The following is a 21,183-nucleotide window of genomic DNA, read 5'->3' as shown; positions in this document are numbered from 1 at the left end:
GAGATGCTTCACCGCCGCCGCGGGCGATGGACGTGAAGCGCGTCATGCATGCCTCCGGTGCGAGGCGAGGCCGTCGCTGTGGCGGGACTCCAACCAGAACTTCAACACCAGCGTCACCAGCGCCAGCCCCGCCAGCAGCGAGGACACCGCGAACGCGCCGGTGCTGTCGAACTCGTTGTAGAGGATCTCGATATGCAGCGGCAGGGTGTTGGTCAGGCCGCGGATGTGGCCCGAGACCACCGACACCGCGCCGAACTCGCCCATCGCGCGCGCGCCGCACAGCAGCACGCCGTACAGCAGGCCCCACTTGATGTTGGGCAGGGTGACGCGGAAGAACATGGTCCAGGCGTTCGCGCCCAGCGAGCGCGCCACCACCTCCTCCTCGCTACCCTGCTGCTGCATCAGCGGCACCAGCTCGCGGACCACGAACGGGAAGGTGATGAACAGCGTGGCCAGGACGATGCCCGGCCGCGCGAACAGGATCTTGACCTCGTGCTCGCGCAGGATGTCGGCGAACCAGCCCTGCGAGCCGAACAGCAGCACCAGGCACAGGCCGGCGACTACCGGCGAGACTGCGAACGGCAGGTCCACCAGGGCCAGCAGCGCGCGCTTGCCGCGGAACTCGAACCGGGTCAGCGACCAGGCCGCGAACACGCCGAACACCGCGTTCACCGGGATCACGATCGCCGCGGTGAACAGGGTCAGCTTGAGCGCGGCGATCGCGTCGGGCGTGGTCAGCGCGTTCCACCACGTGGCGAAGCCCTTGCCGAAGGCCGACAGCAGCACCATCAGCAGCGGCAGTACCACCAGCAGCCCCATCACCAGCACCGCGGCGCCGATCAGCAGCCGGCGCAGCCACGCCGGGGTCTCCAGGCCGTGTCCCGCGTGCGCGTCAGCCATCGCGGCGGCTCCTGCGCTCGTGGCGGAACGCCAGCGGGATCAGGTTGATCGCCAGCAGGCAGGCGAACGAGGCGGCCAGCATCAGCGCCGCCAGCGCGATCGCGCCGTTGTAGTCGTACTCCTCGAGCCGGATCGTGATCAGCAGCGGCGCGATCTCGGTCTGGAACGGCTTGTTGCCGGCGATGAAGATCACCGAGCCGTACTCGCCCAGCGCGCGCGCGAAGGCGAGCGAGAACCCGGTCAGCAGCGCCGGCAGCAGCTCGGGCAGCACCACCCGGCGCAGGGTGGTCAGTCGCGAGGCGCCGAGCGAGGCGGCGGCCTGCTCCTGCTCGTGGCCGAGGGACTCGAGGATCGGCTGCACCGTGCGCACCGCGAACGGCAGGCCGATGAACACCAGCGCGACCACGATGCCGGCGGGCTGGTAGGCCACCTGGATGCCGAGCGGCTCCAGGTACCGGCCGATCCAGCCGGTGGGCGCGTAGATCGCGGTCAGGGCGATGCCGGCCACCGCGGTCGGAAGCGCGAACGGAAGGTCGACCAGCGCATCGAGCAGGCGCCGGCCGGGGAAGCGGTAGCGCACCAGCACCCAGGCCACCAGCGCGCCGGCGAACAGGGCGACGAGCGCTGCGGCGAACGAGGTGCCGAAGCTCACCTTGAGCGCCGACTGCACGCGCGGGTCCTTGAGCGCGCGCAGCCAGCCGTCGGGGCCCAGTCCCGTGGCGCGGAACGTGAGCGCCGCTAGCGGCAGCAGCACCACCGCGCCCAGCCAGGCCATGCCGAGCCCGAGGCTGAGGCCGAACCCCGGCAACGGGCGGCGCCAGCGCGGGCGCGACAGGTAGGGAAGGGCGAGGGTACTCATCGATGCGGCGGATCCGGTTCTGGTGGCGGCGTGCCGGGTGTGGGTGGCCGGGGCACGGCCGGGAGCGACGGACGCGCCCCCGGTCGCGGTTACGGACGGTAGATCCGGTCGAAGAAGCCGCCGTCGGAGAAGTGCAGCTTCTGCGCCTTCGCCCATCCGCCGAACGCGTTGTCGATGGTCACCAGCGGGATCGGCTTGAAGTGCGCGATCGCCGCCGGCGGCACCAGCTCCGGTCGCGACGGGCGATAGTGGTTGCGCGCGGCGATCGCCTGGCCTTCGGCCGAGTACAGGTGCTGCAGGTAGGCCTCGGCCAGCTTGCGGGTGCCGCGGCGGTCGACGTTGCCGTCCACCACCGACACCGGCGGCTCGGCCTTGATGCTCAGGCTCGGGAACACGATTTCGAAGCGGTCGCGCACCGCCGGGTCGGACAGGGTCAGCAGCGCCTCGTTCTCCCATGCCAGCAGCACGTCGCCGATGCCGCGCTCGACGAAGGTGGTGGTCGAGCCCCGGGCCCCGGTATCGAGCACCGGCACGTTGGCGAACAGCTTCCTGAGGTAGTCGAGCACCAGGTCGCCCTTGCGGTGCTCGCGCGAGGCCCACGCCCATGCGGCCAGGTAGTTCCAGCGCGCGCCGCCGGAGGTCTTGGGATTGGGCGTGATCACGGCGACGCCCGGCCTGGCCAGGTCGCCCCAGTCCCGGATCTGCTTCGGGTTGCCCTTGCGCACCAGGAACACGATGGTCGAGGTGTAGGGCGAACTGTTGTTCGGCAGCCGCGACTGCCAGTCCTTCGGGATCAGCCCGGTGTTCTCGACGATCGCGTCGATGTCGCCGGACAGGGCGAGGGTGACGACGTCGGCCTCGAGCCCGTCGATCACCGCGCGCGCCTGCTTGCCGGAGCCGCCGTGCGAGGCGCGCAGGGTCACGTCCTGGCCGGTCTCGGCCTTCCATTTCTTCCTGAACGCCTCGTTGAACTCCGCGTAGAGCTCGCGGGTCGGGTCGTAGGAGACGTTGAGCAGCTCGAGCTTCTGCGCCCACGCGGTGCCGCTGGCCGCGGACAGGCCGATCAGCAGGGCGACGAGGGTATTCCTGGTTGTGGTCTTCATGTGCATGGTCTCGGAAAGGGGGATCAGAACGCGAACTGGGCGCGCGTGAAGAAGGTCTTCTCGTCCTGCCGGTCGCCGCCCCCGGGGCCGCCGCCGGTGAACGAGGTATGGCCGTAGCTTGCCGCGAGCTTGAGGTGGCCGGTGAGGTACCAGTTCAGGCCCAGGGCCCAGGCGCTGGCTTCGGAGGCCGAGGCCGACGGCAAGGCGAAGAGCGGGAACGCGGCGTCGTCGACGTCGAGCTCGCCATAGCGGGCGACCAGCTCGAACGCGCCCCAGCCGCCCTCGGCGCCCGGCGCGAACGGGCGGTTGGGCTTCACCCCGCGATGGCTGGCCTTCTCGCCGGTCACCACCCAGCTGCCGGTGAGGCTCCAGGCCGAGTGGTCGAGCGAGGCGCGCGCGGCGGTGGCGGTGTCGACCACCTCCTGCTTCGAGCGGATGTACTCGCCGAGCAGGCCGACCGGACCGGCGTACCAGTACGCGTGCGGCGACCAGCGGGTGTGTTCGCCGTCGGCGACCACGGTGCCGAGGTAGCTGAAGAACGTGGCCTGGCCCTGGGTGCGGTAGCGCGGCAGGAAGCTGTTGCCGGCGCCTTGCTTGTCGCCGGTGCTGGCGCCGATGCCGAAGCCCAGGCCGGAGAGGGCGCCGTCGCTGCCCTTCCACGGCTCGAAGAACAACCGGCCGGCGAACTCGAACTCGCCATCGGGATTGCTGGTCGGGCTGTCGCGCCCGTCGGGGGCGCCGTTGTACACGCCGACCACGTAGTTCACCCGCGCATTCGCCAGCGCGCCCTGCAGTTGCACGCCGAGGTCGCGGTTGGGCGCCAGCTCGGTCGGGAAGCCGCGTTCGACCAGCGCGGTCGCGCCGCCGCCCTGCAGGCGTTCGAGGCCGACCGGCCCCTTCACCTTGCCCGCGCGCACGGTGGCGGCCGGGCTGAACCTGAGGTCGACGTAGGCGTCGACGATCGAGGCGCTGTCGCCGGCGAACTCGGGGGTGATCCGGAAGCCGACCAGGTCGCCCCAGCTGCCCTCCAGGGTCGGGCGGATGCGGCGCCACAGGAAGGTGTCGTTCTGCGGCCGCTCGTCGTCGTCGATGAACACGCGGTGGTCGGCCTGGACCAGGGCGCCGAGCTTGAGCTGCACCTTGCCGTCGGCGCTGCGGATCGAGGCGCCCTTGTCGGCGGCGAGAGTGACTTCGGGCTGCGGCCTGGGCGCCGGCGCGGGCTGGCTCGCGGCGACCGCCTGCTGGCGGTCGCGCTCGTCCAGTCCCTGCTCGACCGCACGCAGGCGACGGTCGAGTTCGGCCAGCCCGTCGGACGCGGCGCCTTCGACCGGGGCGATGCCCAGCCGGCGTTCGACGATGCGCAGGCGCTCGGCGATCTGTTCGGGGGTGGGGGCGGTGTCCTGGGCGACGGCGGCGGCCGAGCCCAGGGCCAGGCTCAGGGCGAGCAGGCTGCGTCGCAGCCGCGGCGCCCCGGCGGGGATGGATGGGGACAATCGCATGGCGTTTCCTCGTGGATCTCTGGGGAAGCGCCTCCGGTCGTCCGGTCGGCACCGTGGATGGGATGGGTGGGCGGCCTGCAGGCGGGGGACATCGGTCAGTCGTTCAGCCGCAGCTTCTGGCTGCGCGTGATCTGCACGATCCGCGACGAGTGCACCACCACTTCGACCTGGCCGTAGGCCAGGTCGCGGACGGCGTCGAGCACGGCGCGTTCGGCTTCGCTGATCGGGTAGCCGCGGCCGCCTTCGTCGGCGGCGGCGGGCCTGGGGGTGGGGGCGGTGGGGGAAACGGGGGATCGGCTCATGGTGGCGACGCCCGTGGGGGTGGGGATCAGGCCGCGTCCCGCGCGCCTTCGAGGCCGGCCAGCCACTCGTCGTCCGAACCCTCGTTGAGGTGCGAGAACAGCGGAGTGGAGAAGTAGCGTTCGCCGGTGTCCGGCAGGGTGGCCAGCAGCACCGAGCCTTCCGGCGCGCTGGCGGCGACCTGCAGCGCGGCGGCGACGGTGGCGCCGGCCGAAATGCCGACGAAGATGCCTTCCTCGGCGGCGAGGCGGCGCGCGGTGTCGATCGCCTCGTCGTCGGTCACCGGCACCAGCGCGTCGTGCACGTTGCGGTTGAGTACCTCGGGCAGGAAGTCCGGGGTCCAGCCCTGGATCTTGTGCGGCGCCCACTCCTTGCCGCCCAGCAGCGAGGCACCGGCCGGCTCGGTGGCGATGATCTTCACTTCCGGGCGCGCGACCTTGAGCACCTCGCCCACGCCGGTGAGCGTGCCGCCGGTGCCCCAGCCGCTGACGAAGTAGTCCAGGCGCCGGCCGGCGAAGTCGCGCAGGATCTCGGCCGCGGTGGTCTGGCGGTGGTAGGCCGGGTTGGCCGGGTTGGCGAACTGCGAGGCGAGGAACCAGCCGTGCTTCTCGGCCAGCTCGCGCGCCTTCTTCACCATGCCGGTGCCGCGCTCGGCGGCCGGGGTCAGGATCACCTTGGCGCCGTAGGCGCGCATCAGCTTGCGGCGCTCGATCGAGAAGGTTTCCACCATCACCGCGACGAACCGGTAGCCGCGCGCCGCCGCCACCTGCGCCAGGGCCACGCCGGTGTTGCCCGAGGTCGCCTCGACGATGGTGTCGCCGGGCTTGATCAGGCCGCGCCGCTCGGCGTCGAGCACGATCGCCAGCGCCAGGCGGTCCTTGACCGAGCCACCCGGGTTGAACGATTCGGCCTTGGCGTACACGGTCACGTGCCTGGGCGCGATGCGGTGCAGCTTGACGGTCGGCGTGTTGCCGATGGTGTCGACGATGCTCTCGTAGATGGCCATGGTGGTTCCTCGGTGCGGGTGGAACGGTCAGGCGGCGTCCGCGAGGGGGGTCGCGGGAGCGCCGAGCGGGGCGGCGCCGAACCAGTGCAGCGAGCCGGCCAGTGCGGCGACTTCGCCGACGATCAGCAGGGCAGGCGACTGTACGGCGTGGTGCCGGGCCAGGTGTGACAATTCGGTTAGGCGGCCGCAAACGACGCGTTGTTCCGGGCGGGTGCCGTTCTCGACCAGCGCGAACGGGGTGTCGGGCGCGCGGCCGTGGGCCAGCAGCCGCGCCTGGACCAGCTCCAGTCGGGCCGCGCCCATGTAGAAGGCGAGGGTCTGGCGGTCGCGGGCCAGCGCGGCCCAGTCCAGGGTGTCCTCCGGCCCCTGGCAATGGGCGGTGACCAGGCGCACCGACTGCGCGTGGTCGCGGTGCGTGAGCGGGATGCCGGCGTACGCCGCGCAGGCCGCCGCGGCGGTGATCCCGGGCACCACCTCGTAGTCGATGCCCGCCGCGCGCAGCGCCTGGAGCTCTTCGCCGCCGCGGCCGAACACGAACGGGTCGCCACCCTTGAGCCGGACCACGTGGCGGCCGGCGGTCGCATGCTCGACCATCAGCGCGTGGATCCGCTCCTGCGGCACGGCATGGTGGCCGGCCCGCTTGCCGACCTCGATCCGGAGCGCGTCGCGACGGGCCAGTGCCAGCACCTCGGCGCTGACCAGGCGGTCGTGCAGGATCACGTCGGCGTCGTTCAGCAGCCGCAGGGCGCGCAGGGTGAGCAGGCCGGCATCGCCGGGGCCGGCGCCGACCAGGGCCACCCGGCCGCGGGCCGGTGCGTCGGGGGCGTCGAGCGCACGCTCGAGCTCGCGCGCGGCCTCGATGTGGCGGCCGCGACGCAGCAGCCCCGGCAGCGGGCCGGACAGCAGCCGCGCGACCGCGCGCCGGCGCGCGTCGGCGTCCGGCCAGCGCGCGAGCAGCCGCGCGCGCTGGCGCGCCAGCAGCGCGGCCAGCGCGCCCAGCGAGTGGTCGAACTGGCGTTCGAGCTGCTCGCGCACCAGCCGCGCCAGCATCGGCGCGCCGCCGCCGCTGGAGATCGCGATCTGCAGCGGACCTCGTTCGACCCGCGCCGGCAGGTGCACCCGCGCCAGCTCCGCGTCGTCGACCACGTTCACCCACACCCGGCGCGCTTCGCCGGCCTCGGCCACGGCGCGGTTGGCGTCCGGGTCGTCGGTGGCGGCGATGGCCAGCCAGGCGGCGTCCAGCGCTTCGGGCGCGAAGCGGCCGGCGCGATGGTCGATGCACCCGTCGGCCACCAGCGCGGCGAGCGCCTCGCCAAGCGCCGGGGCGACCACGACGATGCGCGCGCCCGTGCCGAGCAGGGCCTCGACCTTGCGCGCGGCCACCGCGCCGCCGCCGACGACCACGACCGTCCGGTCGCGCAGGTCGGCGAAGAGCGGGAACAGCCGGCGGGAGGCGGGATCGGTCATCGGGACGGCATGCGACAGCGTGGACCGTGACGCTATCGAGCGCGGGGCCCCGACCGGAAATGGCGACGCGTGCTGCGCATATGCCGCAAAGGCATAAGCTGCCCCGACAGGGCATAAGCGCCGCAGCCCGCGTGGACAGCGGTTCCCGCGGTCGCTATGATCCCCGCAATCCATCTTTCCATCGCGATTGAAAGATGAAGTTGCGGCCGTAACCAGCGCCGCGGGACCGCCCTTGATGACCCTGACCCAGCTGCGCTATCTCGTTGCGATCGTCGACGCCGGGCTCAACATCACCCTGGCGGCCGAGCGCGTGCATGCGACCCAGCCGGGCCTGTCCAAGCAGCTCAAGCAGCTCGAGGACGAGCTGGGCTTCCAGCTGTTCGTGCGCAAGGGGCGCAGCCTGGAGGGGATCGCGCCCGCCGGGCGCAAGGTGATCGAGCACGCCCGCCGGGTCCTGGCCGAGGTCGCCAACATCCGCAGCTACGCGGCCAACGAGCGCGGCGAGCACGCCGGCCGCCTGCTGCTGGCCACCACCCACACCCAGGCCCGCTACGTCCTGCCGCCGGCGATCGCCGGGGTACGGCGCGAGTACCCGCAGGTCGACGTCGACCTGCAGGCGGCCAGCGACAGCGAGGTGATGCAGCTGCTCAGGGACGGCGCCGACCTGGCGGTGATCAGCACCGCCGGCGGCGTCCCCGAGGGCGGGCTGGCGGTGCCGCTCTACACCTGGCGCCGGGTGCTGCTGGTGCCGGCCTCGCATCCGCTCGCCGGCCTCGACCGGGCCCCGGGCCTGGCCGAACTGGCCCGGCACCCCCTGATCAGCTACGAGTCCTCGACCCGGCCCGATTCCTCGATGCGCCGCGCCTTCGTCGCGGCGGGCGTCGAGCCGCAGCTGGCGATGACCGCGCGCGACGCCAACCTGATCAAGACCTATGTCCGCGCCGGGCTCGGCGCCGGGCTGCTGGCGGAGATGGCGGTCGGCCCGCGCGAGGACCAGGACCTGCGGATCCTGCCGGCGCCGGCCGAGATCCCCGAATGCATCACCTGGGCGGTGATCCCGCGCGGCCGGGTGCTGCGCGAGTACGCGCTGCACCTGGTGCACCTGGTGGCCCCGCAGATCGACCGCCGCGACCTGCGCCGGGTGCTGGAGGGCAACCTCGAGGCCGACTGGCCACCCCCGCCGAGCTGGCAGGACCTGAGCCAGCCGATCACGTTCTAGGCCGGTCGCGGCGCGCGCCGGTTCCGCGGGGCACGCGCGGGCGCGCGATCACGCCTCGACGGCGGAGATGTAGGCGCCGGTGCTGACGATCTGGAAGGTCTCGCTGTCGACGCGGCGCACCGGGCTGCCGTCCTCGAGCGTGTAGACCATGCGCGCGCCGCCGTGGGCGTCCTCGCCCCCGGCCGCTTCCAGGCGCTGGATCACGCGGTGTTCGTTCCCCGCCTCGTCGCGGGCATAGAGGATCCGGGTCATACGCAATGGCCTCCGTGGAGACGATGCCCACACGCTAGCCGCGGGCGCGGAGCCGTGTGTGAAGGATTCACCAAGGCATCGTTAACGCACCGCCCGCGCCGGATCCTTCACGGTGCGCGGGCAGGTCCCGCGGCCACACTGCGCCTCCCGTTTGCAGGAGCAGGCCCATGGCGACGCCCGAGGAACTCGAACACCTGGCCAGGCTGATGGAGAAGATCGACATCGCCATGCTGACCACGCGCGGCGGCGACGGGCGCCTCTACAGCCGCCCGCTGTCCACCCAGTGCGCCGACTTCGACGGCGAACGGGTGTGGTTCATGACCTCCGCCTCCACGCCCAAGGTCGCCGAGATCCAGCAGCATCCGGCGGTCAACGTCGCCTATGCCTCGGCCGATGCCAATACCTACCTCTCGGTCGCCGGACAGGCGCGCGTGGTGCGCGACCGGGCGCTGATCGAGCGCTTCTGGAACGATGCGATGAAGGCCTTCTTCCCCGGTGGCAAGGACGACCCGGACCTGGTGCTGATCGAGGTCGCGGTCGAGACCGTCGAGTACTGGGACGGCCCCGGCAGCTGGATCGGCAAGGCCGCCGCCTTCGCGGTGGCCCGGGTCACCGGCGACGACGAGGCCCTGGGCGAGAACCGGATCGTGGACGCGCGCGGCGGCGTCACCCGGGAACCGCCGGGCGGCCGCTAGAGCCAGCCGGCGTGCGCCGGGATCGTCTCCCAGTCGTCGTTGGCGCCGTCTTCGAGCCGCACCGGGGCGCGCTCCAGCTCCTCGAACGGCACGTCGTCCAGGCAGCCCACGTTGACGCACACGAAGGGTCCGCCCATCACCTCGAAGTCGGCGCGGCTGAAGGTGGTGGTGCCGCAGTTGCGGCAGAAGCAGTGCTCGATCGTGCCGCTGCCGAAGCGGTAGCGGCCGAGGCCGGCGCCTTCGAGCAGTTCGAAGGCCTCGGCCGGCACGTGCGCCTTCCAGATGCGGGTCTTGCGGCAGTAGCTGCAGGTGCAGCGCAGGGTGGTGGCGTACCAGGGGCCGGGCCGCAGCTGCGGTGACCGTTCGCCCTCCGGAGCGAGGTCGAGCGTGCAGCGGAACCTGACCTGGCCGCAGTGGCAGCTGCCGTGGCGCGTCTCCAGCATGGGTGTTGCTCCGTCGTGGTCCTGCTCCCACGACGAACGCGGGCGTGCCGGATCGACACGCCCGCGGCCGCGCTACCGGCCTTCGTTTTCCGGGGCGTCCGGCGCCGGGCCCTTGTTCGCGGACGAGGCCTCTTCGTCGTGCACGTAGACCGCGTCGCGGAAGCGCTTGTGCAGGTCGGTGCCGCCGGGCGGGATGTACTGGGTGAACAGCACCGCGGCGATGTCGTTCTTCGGGTCCACCCAGAACAGCGTGTTCGCGAATCCGTCCCAGAAGAACTCGCCGACCGCGCCGGAGGCCTCGCCGGCGTGCGCCGGTGGCGAGTGCCGGACCGCGAAGTCGATCCCGAAGCCCACCTGGCCCTTGCCCGGCAGCCAGGAGCGGTCGCCGACGGTGTCGGGCAGGTCGTCGCGCGCCATCAGCGCCACCGTCTCCGGGCGCAGGATGCGCACGCCGTCGAGTTCGCCGCCGTTGGCGAGCATGCGTGCGAAGCGCATGTAGTCGTCGAGCGTGGACGCCAGGCCGTAGCCGCCGGGGCTCATCGGCCATTCCCGGGTCGCGTTCTCGAGCCAGGGCGAGTCGGGCAGGCGCTCGAAGCCGCCGCCGTCCTGCAGTTCGTACATCGCGGTGAGCCGTCCGCGGCGCCCCGGCTCCACGTACCAGCCGGTGTCGTGCATGTCCAGCGGGTCCAGCACGCGCTCGTGCACCAGCTGCGCGAACGGCTTTCCGGCCAGCACCTCGGCCAGACGGGCCTGCACGTCCACCGAGATGCCGTACAGCCAGCGCGTGCCCGGCTGGTACGCCAGCGGCACGGCGGCGAGGCGGCGCGACATCTCCTCGAGCGTGATCTCGCGGGTGTCGATGTTCGCTTCACGGTACAGGCGCGCGGGCGCGTCGTCCTCGAACGCGGCGGCGAAACCGGCGGTGTGGCGCAGGATGTCGCGCACCAGGATCGGCCGCTCCGGCGGCACCAGCACCGGCTTGCCGTCCGCATCCTCGCCCGCGTACACCTGCACGTCCGCGTACTCGGGCAGGTACCGGGACAGCGGATCGTCGAGCTGGAACCTGCCTTCCTCGTACAGCGTCATCAGCGCGACCCCGGTGACCGGCTTGGTCATCGAATGGATCTGGGCCACCGTGTCGCGCTGCATCGGCCGCCCGGCCTCGCGGTCGGCCATGCCGAAGGCGCCGAAGTAGGCCTCGCGCCCCCGCTCGTACACCAGGGCCGACACGCCCACGACCCGGTCCTGTTCGACCATGCCGCGCAGCACGCCGTCGATGTGCTCGGGATCCACCAGCGGGCGGGCCGGCGGATCGTCGGCGGAAGCCGCGCCGGCGTCGGGCGCGGTGGACGGGTTGGGCTGGCAGGCGGCCAGCAGCAGGCCGAGCGCGGCCGCGACGTATGCCTTCATGCAGGACTCCCGTGGGATGGCGGATGCGGCGGGCGCGCCGCGGGCCACAGTATGGCCGTGCATGGCGACGGCCGCCCGCTGCGGCGCAGCGTCGCGCGCGGACGGCGGCCGCGACGCGCGCTAGCATCATCGCGCCGGCACCGGGCGGGGCCCTGCGCCGGCATCCCGTCCAGCATCCACCGGAGCCGCCATGCCGATCGTCCGTCCCGCTGCATCGTCCGGCACCGTGGCCTGCCCGCCGCACGGGACGGACGCACGATGAGCGGCGAACGCCGGCTCGGGGTGGCCCTGTGTGGCCTGGGCATGCTCAGCGAACACCAGATCGCGCCGGCGCTCGAAAAGACCCGGCATTGCAGGCTCGCCGGGCTGGTCAGCGGGAGTCCGGACAAGGTGGCCCGGTTCCAGGCCCGCTACGGCGTGCCCGACCGCGCGGTGTACGGCTACCACGACATGCAGCGCATGGCCGACAACCCGGACATCGACATCGTGTACGTGGTCACGCCCAATGCGCTGCACGCCGCGCACGCGATCGCCGCCGCGCGCGCCGGCAAGCACGTGTTCTGCGAGAAGCCGCTGGAAGTGTCGGTCGAACGCTGCCAGGCGATGATCGACGCCTGCCGCGAGGCCGGGACGCTGCTGGGCACCGCCTATCGCTGCCACTACGACCCGCACCACGTCGAATGCATCCGCCTGGCCCGCGAGCGCGTGTTCGGTGCGCCGGTGGTGGTGCAGGCCGCGTTCTCGATCGACGTCGGCCGCCCGGACCAGTGGCGCCTGCGCCATGCGCTGGCCGGCGGCGGCGCGCTGGTGGACGTGGGCATCTACGCGCTCCAGGCCAGCCGCTACCTCACCGGGGAGGAGCCGGTCGAGGTCGCCGCGATGGCGAGCACCACCGACGCGGAGAAGTACGCCGAGGTCGACGAGACCATGGTCTGGACCGCGCGCTTCCCTTCCGGCGTGCTGGCGCACTGTGCGACCAGCTTCCGGGCCGGCGGCATGCAGTCGCTGCGGGTCGACTGCGAGCGCGGCTGGTTCGAACTCGACCCGGCGTTCTTCTACGACGGCAACCACGGCCGGCGCAGCGACGGGGTCGAGATCCGGCATCCGCCCACCGACCTGTTCGCGGCCGAGCTCGACGACTTCGCGCTGTCGATCCTCGAAGGCCGGCCGGCGCGGCTGCCGGGCGAGGAGGGCCTGCGCGACGTGCGGATCATGCAGGCGATCTACGAGGCGGCGCGCACCGGCCGCCGCGTGCGCCTGGGCGGCTGACCGCGGCCGCGCCGCCCGCGACGCGGGCGCCCGGCCCCCCTCGTGCAGTGGCCCCGTCACGGCCGGCCACCGGATCGGGGCGGTGTGTGTTGCCTACCGCCCTTGGCCGCCGCCGGCCCGCGCCTGCTGGTCGCGCACCCAGCGCATCTGGTTGCGGAAGGTGTCGGTCCAGTACAGGTGGCGGTTCGCGGCGAGGAACGCCAGCAGTTCCTCGTGCGCCTCGTTGCTGACCGGCAGGTGGTCGCCGCCGATGCCGTGGAAGGTGAAGTTGATCATCGTGCCGCGGCGCCCGGCTTCCTCGACCAGGGCGATCAGTTCCGCGCCGGTCGCGTCCACCGGCACCGTCACCGGGACCGCGGCGCGGTCCAGCGCCCACATGTCGGGCACCACGTCGCCGCCGACGAGCTTGATGCCGAGGAACATCGGCGCCACCGCGGCGATGTACTCGCCGTCGGCCGCGGCGCGGTCGCCGCACGGCGCGGTGTAGGTGAACTCGGTGCTGCCGTCGATGGCGTGCAGCATGGTGTTGGCCACCGCCACCTGGGCCTGCATCCGGGCCACGGTGGTCGTGTCCAGGTCCTGCTCCGGCTTCACCCACTCGCGGCCGGCGCCGCGCGCCGAGCACTGGTGGAACAGGCTGTGGTTGCCCAGCTCGTGGCCGCTGCGCGCCGCCGCGCGCCACTCTTCCATGCGCTCGCGCACCGTGTCCGCGGCGAGGGTCAGGTAGAAGGTGCCCTTGAGCCCGTGCCGGTCGAGCGCCGGGATCGCGTTGTCGAGCTGCGAGGGCAGGGCGTCGTCGTAAGCCAGGCTGACCGCCGCGCGCTGGCCGTCGGGCCACGGGAAGGGCGGCGGCATCGCCGCCGCGGTCGCGAGCGCCAGGGTCCCCGCCGCGAAGGCCGCAGCCAGCAGGTATCGGATCCTCATGTGCATCAATCCCCTCCGGTGGAACGCACATGTTGCACGATGCGCGCCTGCCGGGGCAGCGCGGGGCCGCGGCGCCGGCTATGGTGTGGGGTCCCCGTTCGCAGGCACGCCCTTGGCCGTCCCCGACCCGCGCCGCGCGCAGCAGCACGCCACCCGCGCCGCCTTCTTCATCCCCGGATTCACGATCGCCACCTGGGCGCCGCTGGTGCCGTACGCCAAGCTGCGCGCGGGGCTGGACGAGGCCGGCCTGGGGCTGGTGCTGCTGTGCCTGGGCATGGGTTCGCTGCTGGCGATGCCGCTGGCCGGGGCGCTGGCCGCGCGCCAGGGCTGCCGGCGGGTGATGCTGGCCAGCACCGCGCTGATGGTGGCGTGCCTGCCGCTGCTGGCACTGGCGTCCGACCCGCGCCTGCTGGGCCTGGTCCTGCTGGCGCTGGGGGCGGCGATGGGCGCGATGGACTGCACGATGAACATCCAGGCGGTGGCGGTCGAGCGCGAGGCCGCGCGGCCGATGATGTCCGGCTTCCACGCCTTCTACAGCGTCGGCAGCCTCGCCGGCGCGCTGCTGGCCACGCTGCTGCTCGGCAGCGGGCGCGGCCCGCTGGCGACGACCCTGGCGGTGGCCGCGCTGGTGGCCGTGCTGTGCGCGTGCGCGGCAGGGGCCTGGCGTCCCGACCGGGCGCCGGCGGGGACGCGGGTGTTCGCGATCCCGCGCGGCGCGGTCGCGGTGGTGGGCGCGGTGTGCTTCGTGAGCTTCCTTGCCGAAGGCGCGATGCTCGACTGGAGCGCGGTGTACCTGCACGAAGTCCGGCAGGTGGACGTGGCCAGGGCCGGGTGGGGTTTCGTCGCCTTCAACGTGGCGATGACCATCACCCGACTGCTGGGCGACGGCGTGATCGCGCGCGTGGGCAGCGCGCCGACGGTCGCGATCGGCGGCCTGCTCGCCGCCGGCGGGCTGGCGCTGGTGGTGTTGGCGCCGGACCTGCGCGCCAGCCTCGCCGGGCACGCGCTGCTGGGCATCGGCTGCGCCAACATCGTCCCGGTGATGTTCAGCCTCGCCGGACGGCAGCGGCGGATGCCGCTGCACCTGGCGATCCCGGCGGTGACCACGCTCGGCTACGCGGGAGTGCTGGCGGGACCGGCGCTGATCGGCTTCGTCGCCGACGGCGCGGGCCTGGCCGCGGCGCTGCTGGCGGTGGCGGTCGCGCTCGCGCTCGCCGCCCTGCTTGGCGCACGCACCGCCGGCCGCGAACTGCGGGCGTGAACAGGCCCGGCCCCGGCGTCATCGAACCGTCGCCGACCGGCCACGCGGCCTGCACACGCGCGTGCCTAGGATGCGCCTCCCCGCAACGGCGCGAAGGTGCACAGTGGAACAGGGCAGGATCCGGATCGAACTGGGGCACGACCTGCGCGACGGCTGGACCGTGACCCGCAACCGCGTGGTCGACGGCTGCTTCAACAGCCTCGATGCAGCCTACGACTACGCGAGCAAGTGCGCCCGCCGCGCGCACCGCGCGGGCCTGGCCGTGGACCTGGTGATGGCGCCGCCCGCGCCGCCGCAGCGGCGGGCCGGGTGATCAACCGCCCGCGTCGGCCTCTTCGTCCGGCGCGGGTGGCGCGGGCCCGACCGGATCCGGCGGGCCTTCGGCCTCGGGCGGCGGCGGAGGCGCGGTGCGCGGCGTGCCCGGCAGGTAGTAGGCCACGCGGTCGAACAGGCGCCGGTAGAAGTCGCGGTTCTGCACCGTGTTGCTGCCTACCTTCACGAGGTCGGCGTTCTTGCCGATCGGCACCGGCAGCGAGACCGATCCGATCATGCTCACGCCGACGCTGGCCGAGCTGGACTGGGTGCGCAGCGCGTGCCGGTCCTGGACCGCGTTGAGGAACACGATCGACCCGCCGTCCGCGCGCTCCACGCAGGTCGCACGCAGGTTGAGCTGGGTGTGCAGGTCCGAGTCGGGCTGGAACACCTTGGTCGCCTCGACCGCTTCGCCGTCGGCGCGCGCGATCACGTAGCCCTGGCCGAGCAGGGCGCGCCGGGCGGCCTCGCAGGCCACCTCCGGCGGCACCGGGTACTCGCGCGAGTAGGTGTCCTCGGCGCCGAAGGTCTCACCCAGCGGCGGGGCCTCGGCCCGGTGGCCACCGCGTCCGCCGCCGCACGCCGACAGGGCCAGGAGCAGGGCGATGCAACCGGTGGCAGCCGCTGCGCGACGGGTCGATGCGGGGAAGTGGAAGCGGGATCGGGACACGCGGGCCAGTCTATGCCGCAGTGCATGCAAGGCGAATGAACGCAGGATTCACGGCGTGTCGCGGAGCCGCCACGCCCCGCATCACGAAACCGTTATGCCTGAGAACTGGATTGCGATTGGTCGTGGACCGGCGCTGGTGCAACCTGTAGGGATGACACGGGCGCGAGTCGACGCCCGCGCGTGGAGGGAGGCTGGAGTGATCGCACGGTCCCGGGCATGGCGTGGGTGGCTGTGGTGCGCGCTGCTGCTGCTGGCGGCGCCCGCGTCGGCGGCCGGGCGCGATGCCGACGCGGCGCGCATCGAGGCGCGCGCCGAGGCGATGGCCGCGGAGATCGTCGCCCGCCTCGACACCGACGAGAAGCTCGACCAGCTGATCAACACCGCGCCCGCGATCCCGCGCCTGGGCATCCCCGCCTACAACTGGTGGACCGAATCGCTGCACGGCGCGATGGGCGCGCTGCCGACCACCAACTTCCCCGAACCGATCGGCCTGGCCGCCACGTTCGACCCGGCGCTCGTCCGGCGCGTCGCCGCCACGATCGCGACCGAGGTGCGCGGCCTGCACGCGCTCGCGCGCCAGACCGGCCGCACCGGGCGCATCGGCACGGGACTCGACACCTGGTCGCCGAACATCAACATCTTCCGCGACCCGCGCTGGGGCCGCGGCCAGGAAACCTATGGCGAGGATCCGTTCCTGGCCGCGCGCATGGGCGTGGCCTACGTGCGCGGCGTGCAGGGGGACGCGCCGGGCCTGTACGACGTGATCGCCACGCCCAAGCACTACGCGGTCCACAGCGGCCCGGAATCGACCCGCCACCAAGCGAACGTCTACGTCTCGCGCCGCGACCTCGAGGACACCTACCTGCCGGCGTTCCGCGCCGCGATCGTCGAAGGCGGCGCGGGCTCGATCATGTGCGCCTACAACCGCGTCGACGGCGTGCCGGCCTGCGCCAGCGACCTGCTGCTGCGCGACATCCTGCGCGGCGACTGGGGCTTCCGTGGCTACGTGGTGTCGGATTGCGACGCGGTGACCGACATCCACCGCCACCACCACTTCGCGCCGGATCCGGCCGCGGCGGTGGCGGCGGCGATGCGCGCGGGCGTGGACAGCGAGTGCAATGGCGCCACGCTCACCGATACCGCCGGTCTGGCGCAGCCCTACCGCGAGGCGCTGGCGCGCGGCCTGCTCACCATGGCCGACATCGACCGCGCGCTGGTGCGGCTGTTCGCCGCCCGCCTGCGCAACGGCGACCTGCCGGGCCTGCGGCCGCTGTCGACCGAGACCGCCTCGCCGGCGGACGTCGGCGCGCCCGCGCACGGCGAGCTGGCGCTGGAGGCCGCCGAGAAGAGCCTGGTGCTGCTGAAGAACAACGGCGTGCTGCCGCTGCGGGGCGCGCCGAAGATCGCGGTGATCGGCCCACTGGGCGACGCCACCCGGGTGCTGCGCGGCAACTATTCCTCGCCCCAGTCGGCGCCGCCGGTCTCCGTGCTCGAGGGACTGCGCCGGGCGATGCCGGATGCGCAGGTGCGCCATGTCCCGTTCGGTGCCACCTGGACCGATGGCGACCCGATTCCCACCAGCGCGCTGCGCACGCCCGACGGCGAGCCCGGCCTGCTGGCGCGCTACTTCAACGCCGCCGAGCGTCCGCCCGCGCGCTTCGCCCCCGGCGAGCTCGACGCCTGGATCGAGCGCACCGGCTTCGCCCGCGAACCGGTCGTCACCCGGGTCGAGCCCGACGTGAACTCGCGCAGCCTCGACCTGGCGCAGGTGCACGACGTGCACCGCGTGGAGTGGACCGGTTACCTGGTGCCGCCGGAGACCGGCACCTACCGGCTTGGCCTGGGCGGCTTCAACGGCGAACTCGAGTTCGACGGCAAGCCTTTCGTCGACCTGCGCGGCGCGTCCTGGAACAGCCTGCCCACGCTCGGGACGGTGCACCTGGAGGGCGGTCGCCGCTATCCGATCCGGGTGGTCACCGAGGCGCGCATCCTCGCCGGCATCGGCCTGCTGTGGAAGCGCGTGTCCGACGCGCCGCTGGAGGAGATGCGCGCGGCCGCCGCCGATAGCGACGTGCTGGTGGCCGTGGTGGGCCTGACCTCGGACCTCGAGGCCGAGGAGGCGCCGGTCGAGGTCCCCGGCTTCAAGGGCGGCGACAAGACTTCGCTCGACCTGCTCGCCGACCAGCAGGCGCTGCTCGAAGCCGCGCGCGCCACCGGCAAGCCGCTGGTGGTGGTGTTGATGAACGGCAGCCAGGTCAACCTGGCATGGGCGCGCGAGCACGCCGACGCGATCATCGAGGCCTGGTATCCGGGCCAGTCGGGCGGCCTGGCGGTGGCGAACGTGATCGCCGGGCACGTCAACCCGGGCGGGCGCCTGCCGCTGACCTTCTACCGTTCGGTGGACGACCTGCCGCCGTTCGGCGACTACGACATGCGCGGCCGCACCTACCGCTACTTCGACGGCACGCCGGTCTACCCGTTCGGGTACGGGCTGAGCTACACCAGCTTCGAGTACGCGCCGCTGGAGATCGCCGCCGCGCGCGGCGGGGCGGCGGACGGGCTGCGTGTGACCACGCGGGTCCGCAACACCGGCACCCGCGCGGGCGACGAGGTGGCGCAGCTCTACCTCGGGTTCCCCGAGGGCGAGGGGCTGCCGCGGCTGGCGCTGCGTGGTTTCGAGCGGGTGCACCTGCAGCCGGGCGAGGGGCGCACGCTGGTGTTCGAACTCGATGCGCGCGACCTGAGCGCGGTGGACGCGGCGGGCGTGCGCCTGGTGATGGCGGGCGAGCACCGGGTCTGGGTCGGTTCGGGCCAGCCGGGCACCGGGGTGCCGGTGCAGTCAGCGACGTTCCGCAATGATCGGCCGCGGCCCGTGCCGCGGTGAGCTGTGGCCGGTGCGGAGAGGCGCGCCGGTGTTGTCTTCACGTCCATGTCCCAAGGGAGCAACGACATGACTTCGAGCAATAGCCGCGGCAATCGCCGCATCCACCGCTGGTGCCTGGCACTGGCCGCCGGCAGCCTCCTGCTGTGGGCCGGCGCCGCCGTGGCGCAGGACGACACCATGGTGGCGATCGAGACCCCGGCGCAGCCCGATGCGATCCCGCTCGGCACCGGTCCGCTGCCGGGCGCGACCAATCCCGAGAGCTGGCACCGCCAGTACGAGCGCGTGTTCGCCCGCAACGTCACCGAGGCCACGCTCACGCCGTTCCTCCCCGACCCCGACAAGGCCACCGGCGCCGCCGTGATCGTGGCCCCCGGCGGCGGCTTCCGCTCGCTGTCGATGGAGAACGAGGGCTGGGACGTGGCGCGGGCGCTCAACAGGCACGGCGTGGCCGCGTTCGTGCTCAAGTACCGGCTCAACCAGACCCCGGCCGACCTCGACGGCTTTGCCGAGTCGATCCGGCAGATGCTGTCGGGCCCGCGCCCGCCGCGCGATCCGGGCGCGGCCGATGCGGCGAAGATGCTCGAGCCGCAGCTGGCCGACGCGCGCGCCGCGTTCGCGCTGGTGCGCAGCCGCGCCGCCGAATGGAACATCGATCCCGACCGCATCGGCATGATCGGGTTCTCGGCCGGCGCCATGCTCACCCTGACCACCGCGCTGCACGGCGAGGACGCCAGGCCGGCCTTCATCGGCAACATCTACGGGCCGATCTCGGCGGTCAACGACGTGCCGGCCGACGCGCCGCCGATGTTCGTCGCCCTGGCCGCCGACGACGGCCTGTTCAGCAACCAGGGCTTCGGCATCGTCGAGAGCTGGCAGAAGGCGGGGCGTCCGGTCGAGTTCCACTACTACGAGCAGGGTGGCCACGGCTTCGGCATGTACCAGAAGGAAACCACCAGCACCGGCTGGTTCGATGCCTGGGTGAGCTGGCTGCGGATGCACGGCTACCTGTCGCGCGCCAAGTAGGCCCCTCGCCGTTTTTCTCCACGCGACGCCGCCGTCTCCCGGCGGCGTTCGCGTTTCCGCCCCCGCAGGAGCGGCTTCAGCCGCGACCGGCCTCCCCGGGAGGCCCGCCTCCATTGCGAGGCGGTCGATGCCCGCCTTTCCAGGTGCCCCGCCGCCGCACGCACCGGCGGTACCATCCGCCCACCGCGTTCGCGCTTCTTCCGTCACGGCCATGCACGCCGCCCCCGACCGCTGCTGGTGGCTCTACCTGCTCGAATGCGGCGACGGCACCTGGTACGCCGGCATCAGCAACGACCTGCCCGCGCGCCTGCAGGCCCATGCCGACGGCACGGGTGCGCGCTACACCCGCGGGCGCGGTCCGCTGCGGCTGCTGGCCAGCCGCGCGTATCCGGATCGCGCCAGCGCTTCGCGCGCGGAGTGGCGGCTCAAGCAGCTGCCGCGCCGGCGCAAGCTGGCCTTCTTCGCCGCCGGGGACGAGGGCTGACGGCCCGTCCCGGGCGTCGCCGCGCGCCGCTGGTCTATAGTGCGGCGCCCACTCCGCGTCGCCGCGCCATGCCGTCACCCGCCGTTCCCCGCGCCACGATCGCCCTTGCCGCCGGCGGCACCGGCGGCCACCTGTTCCCGGCCGAGGCGCTGGCGCGCGAGTTGCTCGCGCGCGGCCACGACGTGGTGATCCATACCGAACGCCGCGGCGCGCAGTACACCCGGGCGCTGGACGGCCTGGCGCACGTGGTGCTGCCGGCCAGTTCGCTCGAGGGCGGGATCGCGGCAAAGCTGCGCGCGGTGCTGGCCATCCTGCGCGGCGTGCTTGGCTCGCGCCGGGACCTGCGCCGGCGCCGCGCCGCGCTGCTGGTCGGGTTCGGCGGCTATCCCAGTTTCGCCCCCGCACTGGCAGCGCGCAGCCTCGGCCTGCCGCTGGTGCTGCACGAGCAGGCCACGCGGCTGAGCAAGGCCAATGCGCGCCTGCTGCGGTTCGCATCCGCGCTCGCGACCTCGTTTCCGACCGTGGAAGGCGCGGATGGTTTCGATCCGGCGCGGATCGTGCAGACCGGCAACCCGGTGCGCCAGGCGATCCTCGGTGCACGCGGCGACTATCCGCCGCTGTCGGCCGACGGCCCGCTGCGCCTGCTGGTGGTGGGCGGCAGCCAGGGCGCGGCGGTGTTTGGGCGGGTGGTGCCGCCCGCGCTGCTGCAGCTGCCGGAGGACCTGCGCCGCCGCCTGCACGTGTCGCTGCAGTATCGCGGCGACGACCCCGACGCGCTGCGCGCACGACTGCGCGAGGCGGGCATCGACGCCGCGGTGCAGCCGTTTTTCCACGACATCGGCGATCGCCTGCGCGAATCGCACCTGGTCATCACCCGCGCCGGCGCCAGCACCGCGGCCGACCTGCTGGTGATCGGCCGCCCCGCCATCTTCGTGCCGCTGCCGCACGGCGGCTCGCGCGAGGAGCAGCGCCGCAACGCGCAGACCCTGGCCGACGCCGGCGCGGGCTGGCACGTGCCGGAGCCGGAATTCACGCCCGAGGCGCTGGCACGGCTGCTGGGCGGACTGTTCGCCTCGCCCACGCGACTTGCAGAGGCCGCGCGCGCCGCTTCCGCGCTGGGGCGTCCGGATGCGGCCGCGCGCCTGGCCGACCTGGTCGAACGCGTCCTCGCCGGCTGAGGCCTGCCGCATCGCCCTACAATCG

Annotated in this window: 21 protein-coding genes; 9 read left to right on the top strand and 12 right to left on the bottom strand. The window is 73.1% G+C overall.

What is annotated here, in order from left to right; genetic code table 11:
* Positions 1 to 42 precede the first annotated feature (42 nt).
* The 7 genes from cysW to cysG form a co-directional block, all read right to left on the bottom strand.
* The gene (cysW, locus tag LUTJ29_RS16210) at positions 43 to 900 is read right to left on the bottom strand and encodes a sulfate ABC transporter permease subunit CysW (protein ID WP_051322706.1); all 858 of its coding nucleotides are present in this window, start codon (positions 898 to 900) and stop codon (positions 43 to 45) included.
* Entirely contained in the window at positions 893 to 1,759 is an 867-nt protein-coding gene (cysT, locus tag LUTJ29_RS0105035; RefSeq protein ID WP_027071588.1) for a sulfate ABC transporter permease subunit CysT, read from the bottom strand. Before cysT ends, cysW begins: the two co-directional genes overlap by 8 nt.
* Positions 1,760 to 1,848: 89 nt before the next feature.
* Positions 1,849 to 2,862 (bottom strand): sulfate ABC transporter substrate-binding protein, encoded by a 1,014-nt coding sequence (locus tag LUTJ29_RS0105030; RefSeq protein ID WP_027071587.1) that lies wholly within the window; start codon positions 2,860 to 2,862, stop codon positions 1,849 to 1,851.
* A 23-nt stretch (positions 2,863 to 2,885) separates the two neighbouring features.
* Entirely contained in the window at positions 2,886 to 4,361 is a 1,476-nt protein-coding gene (locus LUTJ29_RS0105025) for a porin (protein WP_051322705.1), read from the bottom strand.
* Positions 4,362 to 4,456: 95 nt separating this feature from the next.
* Positions 4,457 to 4,663 carry a YezD family protein gene (locus LUTJ29_RS16205; RefSeq protein ID WP_043740397.1) on the bottom strand — a complete coding sequence of 69 codons (207 nt, stop codon included), beginning with the start codon at positions 4,661 to 4,663 and terminating at the stop codon, positions 4,457 to 4,459.
* Between the two features lie 26 nt (positions 4,664 to 4,689).
* A complete protein-coding gene (gene cysK, locus LUTJ29_RS0105015; protein ID WP_027071585.1) occupies positions 4,690 to 5,667 on the bottom strand; it encodes a cysteine synthase A in 978 nt (325 codons plus the stop codon).
* Positions 5,668 to 5,694: 27 nt separating this feature from the next.
* Positions 5,695 to 7,134 carry a siroheme synthase CysG gene (gene cysG, locus LUTJ29_RS16200; protein WP_043740395.1) on the bottom strand — a complete coding sequence of 480 codons (1,440 nt, stop codon included), beginning with the start codon at positions 7,132 to 7,134 and terminating at the stop codon, positions 5,695 to 5,697.
* A 235-nt stretch (positions 7,135 to 7,369) separates the two neighbouring features.
* Here cysG and LUTJ29_RS0105005 point away from each other — a divergent pair, with 235 nt between their 5' ends.
* Positions 7,370 to 8,353, top strand: coding sequence for a LysR family transcriptional regulator (locus tag LUTJ29_RS0105005; RefSeq protein WP_027071584.1), 984 nt, complete (start codon positions 7,370 to 7,372; stop codon positions 8,351 to 8,353).
* Positions 8,354 to 8,401: 48 nt separating this feature from the next.
* On the opposite strand, the gene LUTJ29_RS0105000 is transcribed toward LUTJ29_RS0105005, so the two are convergent.
* Entirely contained in the window at positions 8,402 to 8,605 is a 204-nt protein-coding gene (locus LUTJ29_RS0105000; RefSeq protein WP_027071583.1) for a hypothetical protein, read from the bottom strand.
* Positions 8,606 to 8,772: 167 nt separating this feature from the next.
* Here LUTJ29_RS0105000 and LUTJ29_RS0104995 point away from each other — a divergent pair, with 167 nt between their 5' ends.
* A complete protein-coding gene (locus LUTJ29_RS0104995) occupies positions 8,773 to 9,300 on the top strand; it encodes a pyridoxamine 5'-phosphate oxidase family protein (RefSeq protein WP_027071582.1) in 528 nt (175 codons plus the stop codon).
* Here the strand turns inward: LUTJ29_RS0104995 and LUTJ29_RS0104990 are convergent.
* Both LUTJ29_RS0104990 and LUTJ29_RS16195 read right to left on the bottom strand, forming a co-directional pair.
* The gene (locus LUTJ29_RS0104990; protein ID WP_027071581.1) at positions 9,297 to 9,743 is read right to left on the bottom strand and encodes a GFA family protein; all 447 of its coding nucleotides are present in this window, start codon (positions 9,741 to 9,743) and stop codon (positions 9,297 to 9,299) included. The two genes, LUTJ29_RS0104995 and LUTJ29_RS0104990, sit on opposite strands and share 4 nt — an antisense overlap.
* Before the next feature lie 72 nt (positions 9,744 to 9,815).
* Positions 9,816 to 11,153 carry a serine hydrolase domain-containing protein gene (locus LUTJ29_RS16195; protein WP_084524660.1) on the bottom strand — a complete coding sequence of 446 codons (1,338 nt, stop codon included), beginning with the start codon at positions 11,151 to 11,153 and terminating at the stop codon, positions 9,816 to 9,818.
* 258 nt (positions 11,154 to 11,411) lie between these two features.
* On the opposite strand from LUTJ29_RS16195, the gene LUTJ29_RS16190 reads away from it, so the two are divergent.
* Positions 11,412 to 12,422 carry a Gfo/Idh/MocA family oxidoreductase gene (locus LUTJ29_RS16190; protein ID WP_051322704.1) on the top strand — a complete coding sequence of 337 codons (1,011 nt, stop codon included), beginning with the start codon at positions 11,412 to 11,414 and terminating at the stop codon, positions 12,420 to 12,422.
* 93 nt (positions 12,423 to 12,515) lie between these two features.
* Here LUTJ29_RS16190 and LUTJ29_RS0104975 read toward each other — a convergent pair whose 3' ends face one another.
* Entirely contained in the window at positions 12,516 to 13,346 is an 831-nt protein-coding gene (locus LUTJ29_RS0104975) for a polysaccharide deacetylase family protein (protein ID WP_144774386.1), read from the bottom strand.
* A gap of 112 nt (positions 13,347 to 13,458) precedes the next feature.
* Between LUTJ29_RS0104975 and LUTJ29_RS0104970 the strand changes: the two genes are divergently transcribed.
* Positions 13,459 to 14,607: an MFS transporter gene (locus tag LUTJ29_RS0104970; protein WP_027071579.1), complete on the top strand. Its 1,149-nt coding sequence runs from the start codon at positions 13,459 to 13,461 to the stop codon at positions 14,605 to 14,607.
* 103 nt (positions 14,608 to 14,710) lie between these two features.
* Positions 14,711 to 14,920, top strand: coding sequence for a hypothetical protein (locus tag LUTJ29_RS0104965; protein ID WP_027071578.1), 210 nt, complete (start codon positions 14,711 to 14,713; stop codon positions 14,918 to 14,920).
* Here LUTJ29_RS0104965 and LUTJ29_RS16185 read toward each other — a convergent pair whose 3' ends face one another.
* Positions 14,921 to 15,589, bottom strand: coding sequence for a DUF2242 domain-containing protein (locus LUTJ29_RS16185; RefSeq protein WP_051322703.1), 669 nt, complete (start codon positions 15,587 to 15,589; stop codon positions 14,921 to 14,923).
* Between the two features lie 196 nt (positions 15,590 to 15,785).
* On the opposite strand from LUTJ29_RS16185, the gene LUTJ29_RS0104955 reads away from it, so the two are divergent.
* The 4 genes from LUTJ29_RS0104955 (at position 15,786) to LUTJ29_RS16180 (ending at position 21,158) form a co-directional block, all read left to right on the top strand.
* Positions 15,786 to 18,473: a glycoside hydrolase family 3 protein gene (locus tag LUTJ29_RS0104955; RefSeq protein WP_232221149.1), complete on the top strand. Its 2,688-nt coding sequence runs from the start codon at positions 15,786 to 15,788 to the stop codon at positions 18,471 to 18,473.
* Between the two features lie 66 nt (positions 18,474 to 18,539).
* Complete coding sequence (locus LUTJ29_RS0104950) at positions 18,540 to 19,496, top strand: alpha/beta hydrolase (protein WP_027071576.1); 957 nt, start codon at positions 18,540 to 18,542, stop codon at positions 19,494 to 19,496.
* Between the two features lie 211 nt (positions 19,497 to 19,707).
* Positions 19,708 to 19,980: a GIY-YIG nuclease family protein gene (locus LUTJ29_RS0104945; RefSeq protein WP_027071575.1), complete on the top strand. Its 273-nt coding sequence runs from the start codon at positions 19,708 to 19,710 to the stop codon at positions 19,978 to 19,980.
* A gap of 68 nt (positions 19,981 to 20,048) precedes the next feature.
* On the top strand, positions 20,049 to 21,158 hold the full coding sequence (locus tag LUTJ29_RS16180) for a UDP-N-acetylglucosamine--N-acetylmuramyl-(pentapeptide) pyrophosphoryl-undecaprenol N-acetylglucosamine transferase (RefSeq protein ID WP_043740391.1): 1,110 nt from the start codon (positions 20,049 to 20,051) through the stop codon (positions 21,156 to 21,158).
* Positions 21,159 to 21,183: the final 25 nt, after the last annotated feature.

Origin of the sequence: Luteimonas sp. J29 (assembly GCF_000472505.1) — a bacterium.
Taxonomy (GTDB): Bacteria; Pseudomonadota; Gammaproteobacteria; order Xanthomonadales; family Xanthomonadaceae; genus Luteimonas.
Note: the sequence above shows the minus strand (reverse complement) of the source record. Positions and strands in the feature narration are given on the sequence as shown.

What these genes read in the sequence shown, in the direction of transcription:
- LUTJ29_RS0105030 (WP_027071587.1), bottom strand. Translation starts at nt 2,862, where the DNA reads ATGAAGACCACAACCAGGAATACCCTCGTCGCCCTGCTGATCGGCCTG.
- cysG (WP_043740395.1), bottom strand. Translation starts at nt 7,134, where the DNA reads ATGACCGATCCCGCCTCCCGCCGGCTGTTCCCGCTCTTCGCCGACCTG.
- LUTJ29_RS16195 (WP_084524660.1), bottom strand. Translation starts at nt 11,153, where the DNA reads ATGAAGGCATACGTCGCGGCCGCGCTCGGCCTGCTGCTGGCCGCCTGC.
- cysK (WP_027071585.1), bottom strand. Translation starts at nt 5,667, where the DNA reads ATGGCCATCTACGAGAGCATCGTCGACACCATCGGCAACACGCCGACC.
- cysW (WP_051322706.1), bottom strand. Translation starts at nt 900, where the DNA reads ATGGCTGACGCGCACGCGGGACACGGCCTGGAGACCCCGGCGTGGCTG.
- LUTJ29_RS0105005 (WP_027071584.1), top strand. Translation starts at nt 7,370, where the DNA reads ATGACCCTGACCCAGCTGCGCTATCTCGTTGCGATCGTCGACGCCGGG.
- LUTJ29_RS0105025 (WP_051322705.1), bottom strand. Translation starts at nt 4,361, where the DNA reads ATGCGATTGTCCCCATCCATCCCCGCCGGGGCGCCGCGGCTGCGACGC.
- LUTJ29_RS16205 (WP_043740397.1), bottom strand. Translation starts at nt 4,663, where the DNA reads ATGAGCCGATCCCCCGTTTCCCCCACCGCCCCCACCCCCAGGCCCGCC.
- LUTJ29_RS16190 (WP_051322704.1), top strand. Translation starts at nt 11,412, where the DNA reads ATGAGCGGCGAACGCCGGCTCGGGGTGGCCCTGTGTGGCCTGGGCATG.
- cysT (WP_027071588.1), bottom strand. Translation starts at nt 1,759, where the DNA reads ATGAGTACCCTCGCCCTTCCCTACCTGTCGCGCCCGCGCTGGCGCCGC.
- LUTJ29_RS0104995 (WP_027071582.1), top strand. Translation starts at nt 8,773, where the DNA reads ATGGCGACGCCCGAGGAACTCGAACACCTGGCCAGGCTGATGGAGAAG.
- LUTJ29_RS0104945 (WP_027071575.1), top strand. Translation starts at nt 19,708, where the DNA reads ATGCACGCCGCCCCCGACCGCTGCTGGTGGCTCTACCTGCTCGAATGC.
- LUTJ29_RS0104975 (WP_144774386.1), bottom strand. Translation starts at nt 13,346, where the DNA reads ATGAGGATCCGATACCTGCTGGCTGCGGCCTTCGCGGCGGGGACCCTG.
- LUTJ29_RS16180 (WP_043740391.1), top strand. Translation starts at nt 20,049, where the DNA reads ATGCCGTCACCCGCCGTTCCCCGCGCCACGATCGCCCTTGCCGCCGGC.
- LUTJ29_RS0104950 (WP_027071576.1), top strand. Translation starts at nt 18,540, where the DNA reads ATGACTTCGAGCAATAGCCGCGGCAATCGCCGCATCCACCGCTGGTGC.
- LUTJ29_RS0104990 (WP_027071581.1), bottom strand. Translation starts at nt 9,743, where the DNA reads ATGCTGGAGACGCGCCACGGCAGCTGCCACTGCGGCCAGGTCAGGTTC.
- LUTJ29_RS0105000 (WP_027071583.1), bottom strand. Translation starts at nt 8,605, where the DNA reads ATGACCCGGATCCTCTATGCCCGCGACGAGGCGGGGAACGAACACCGC.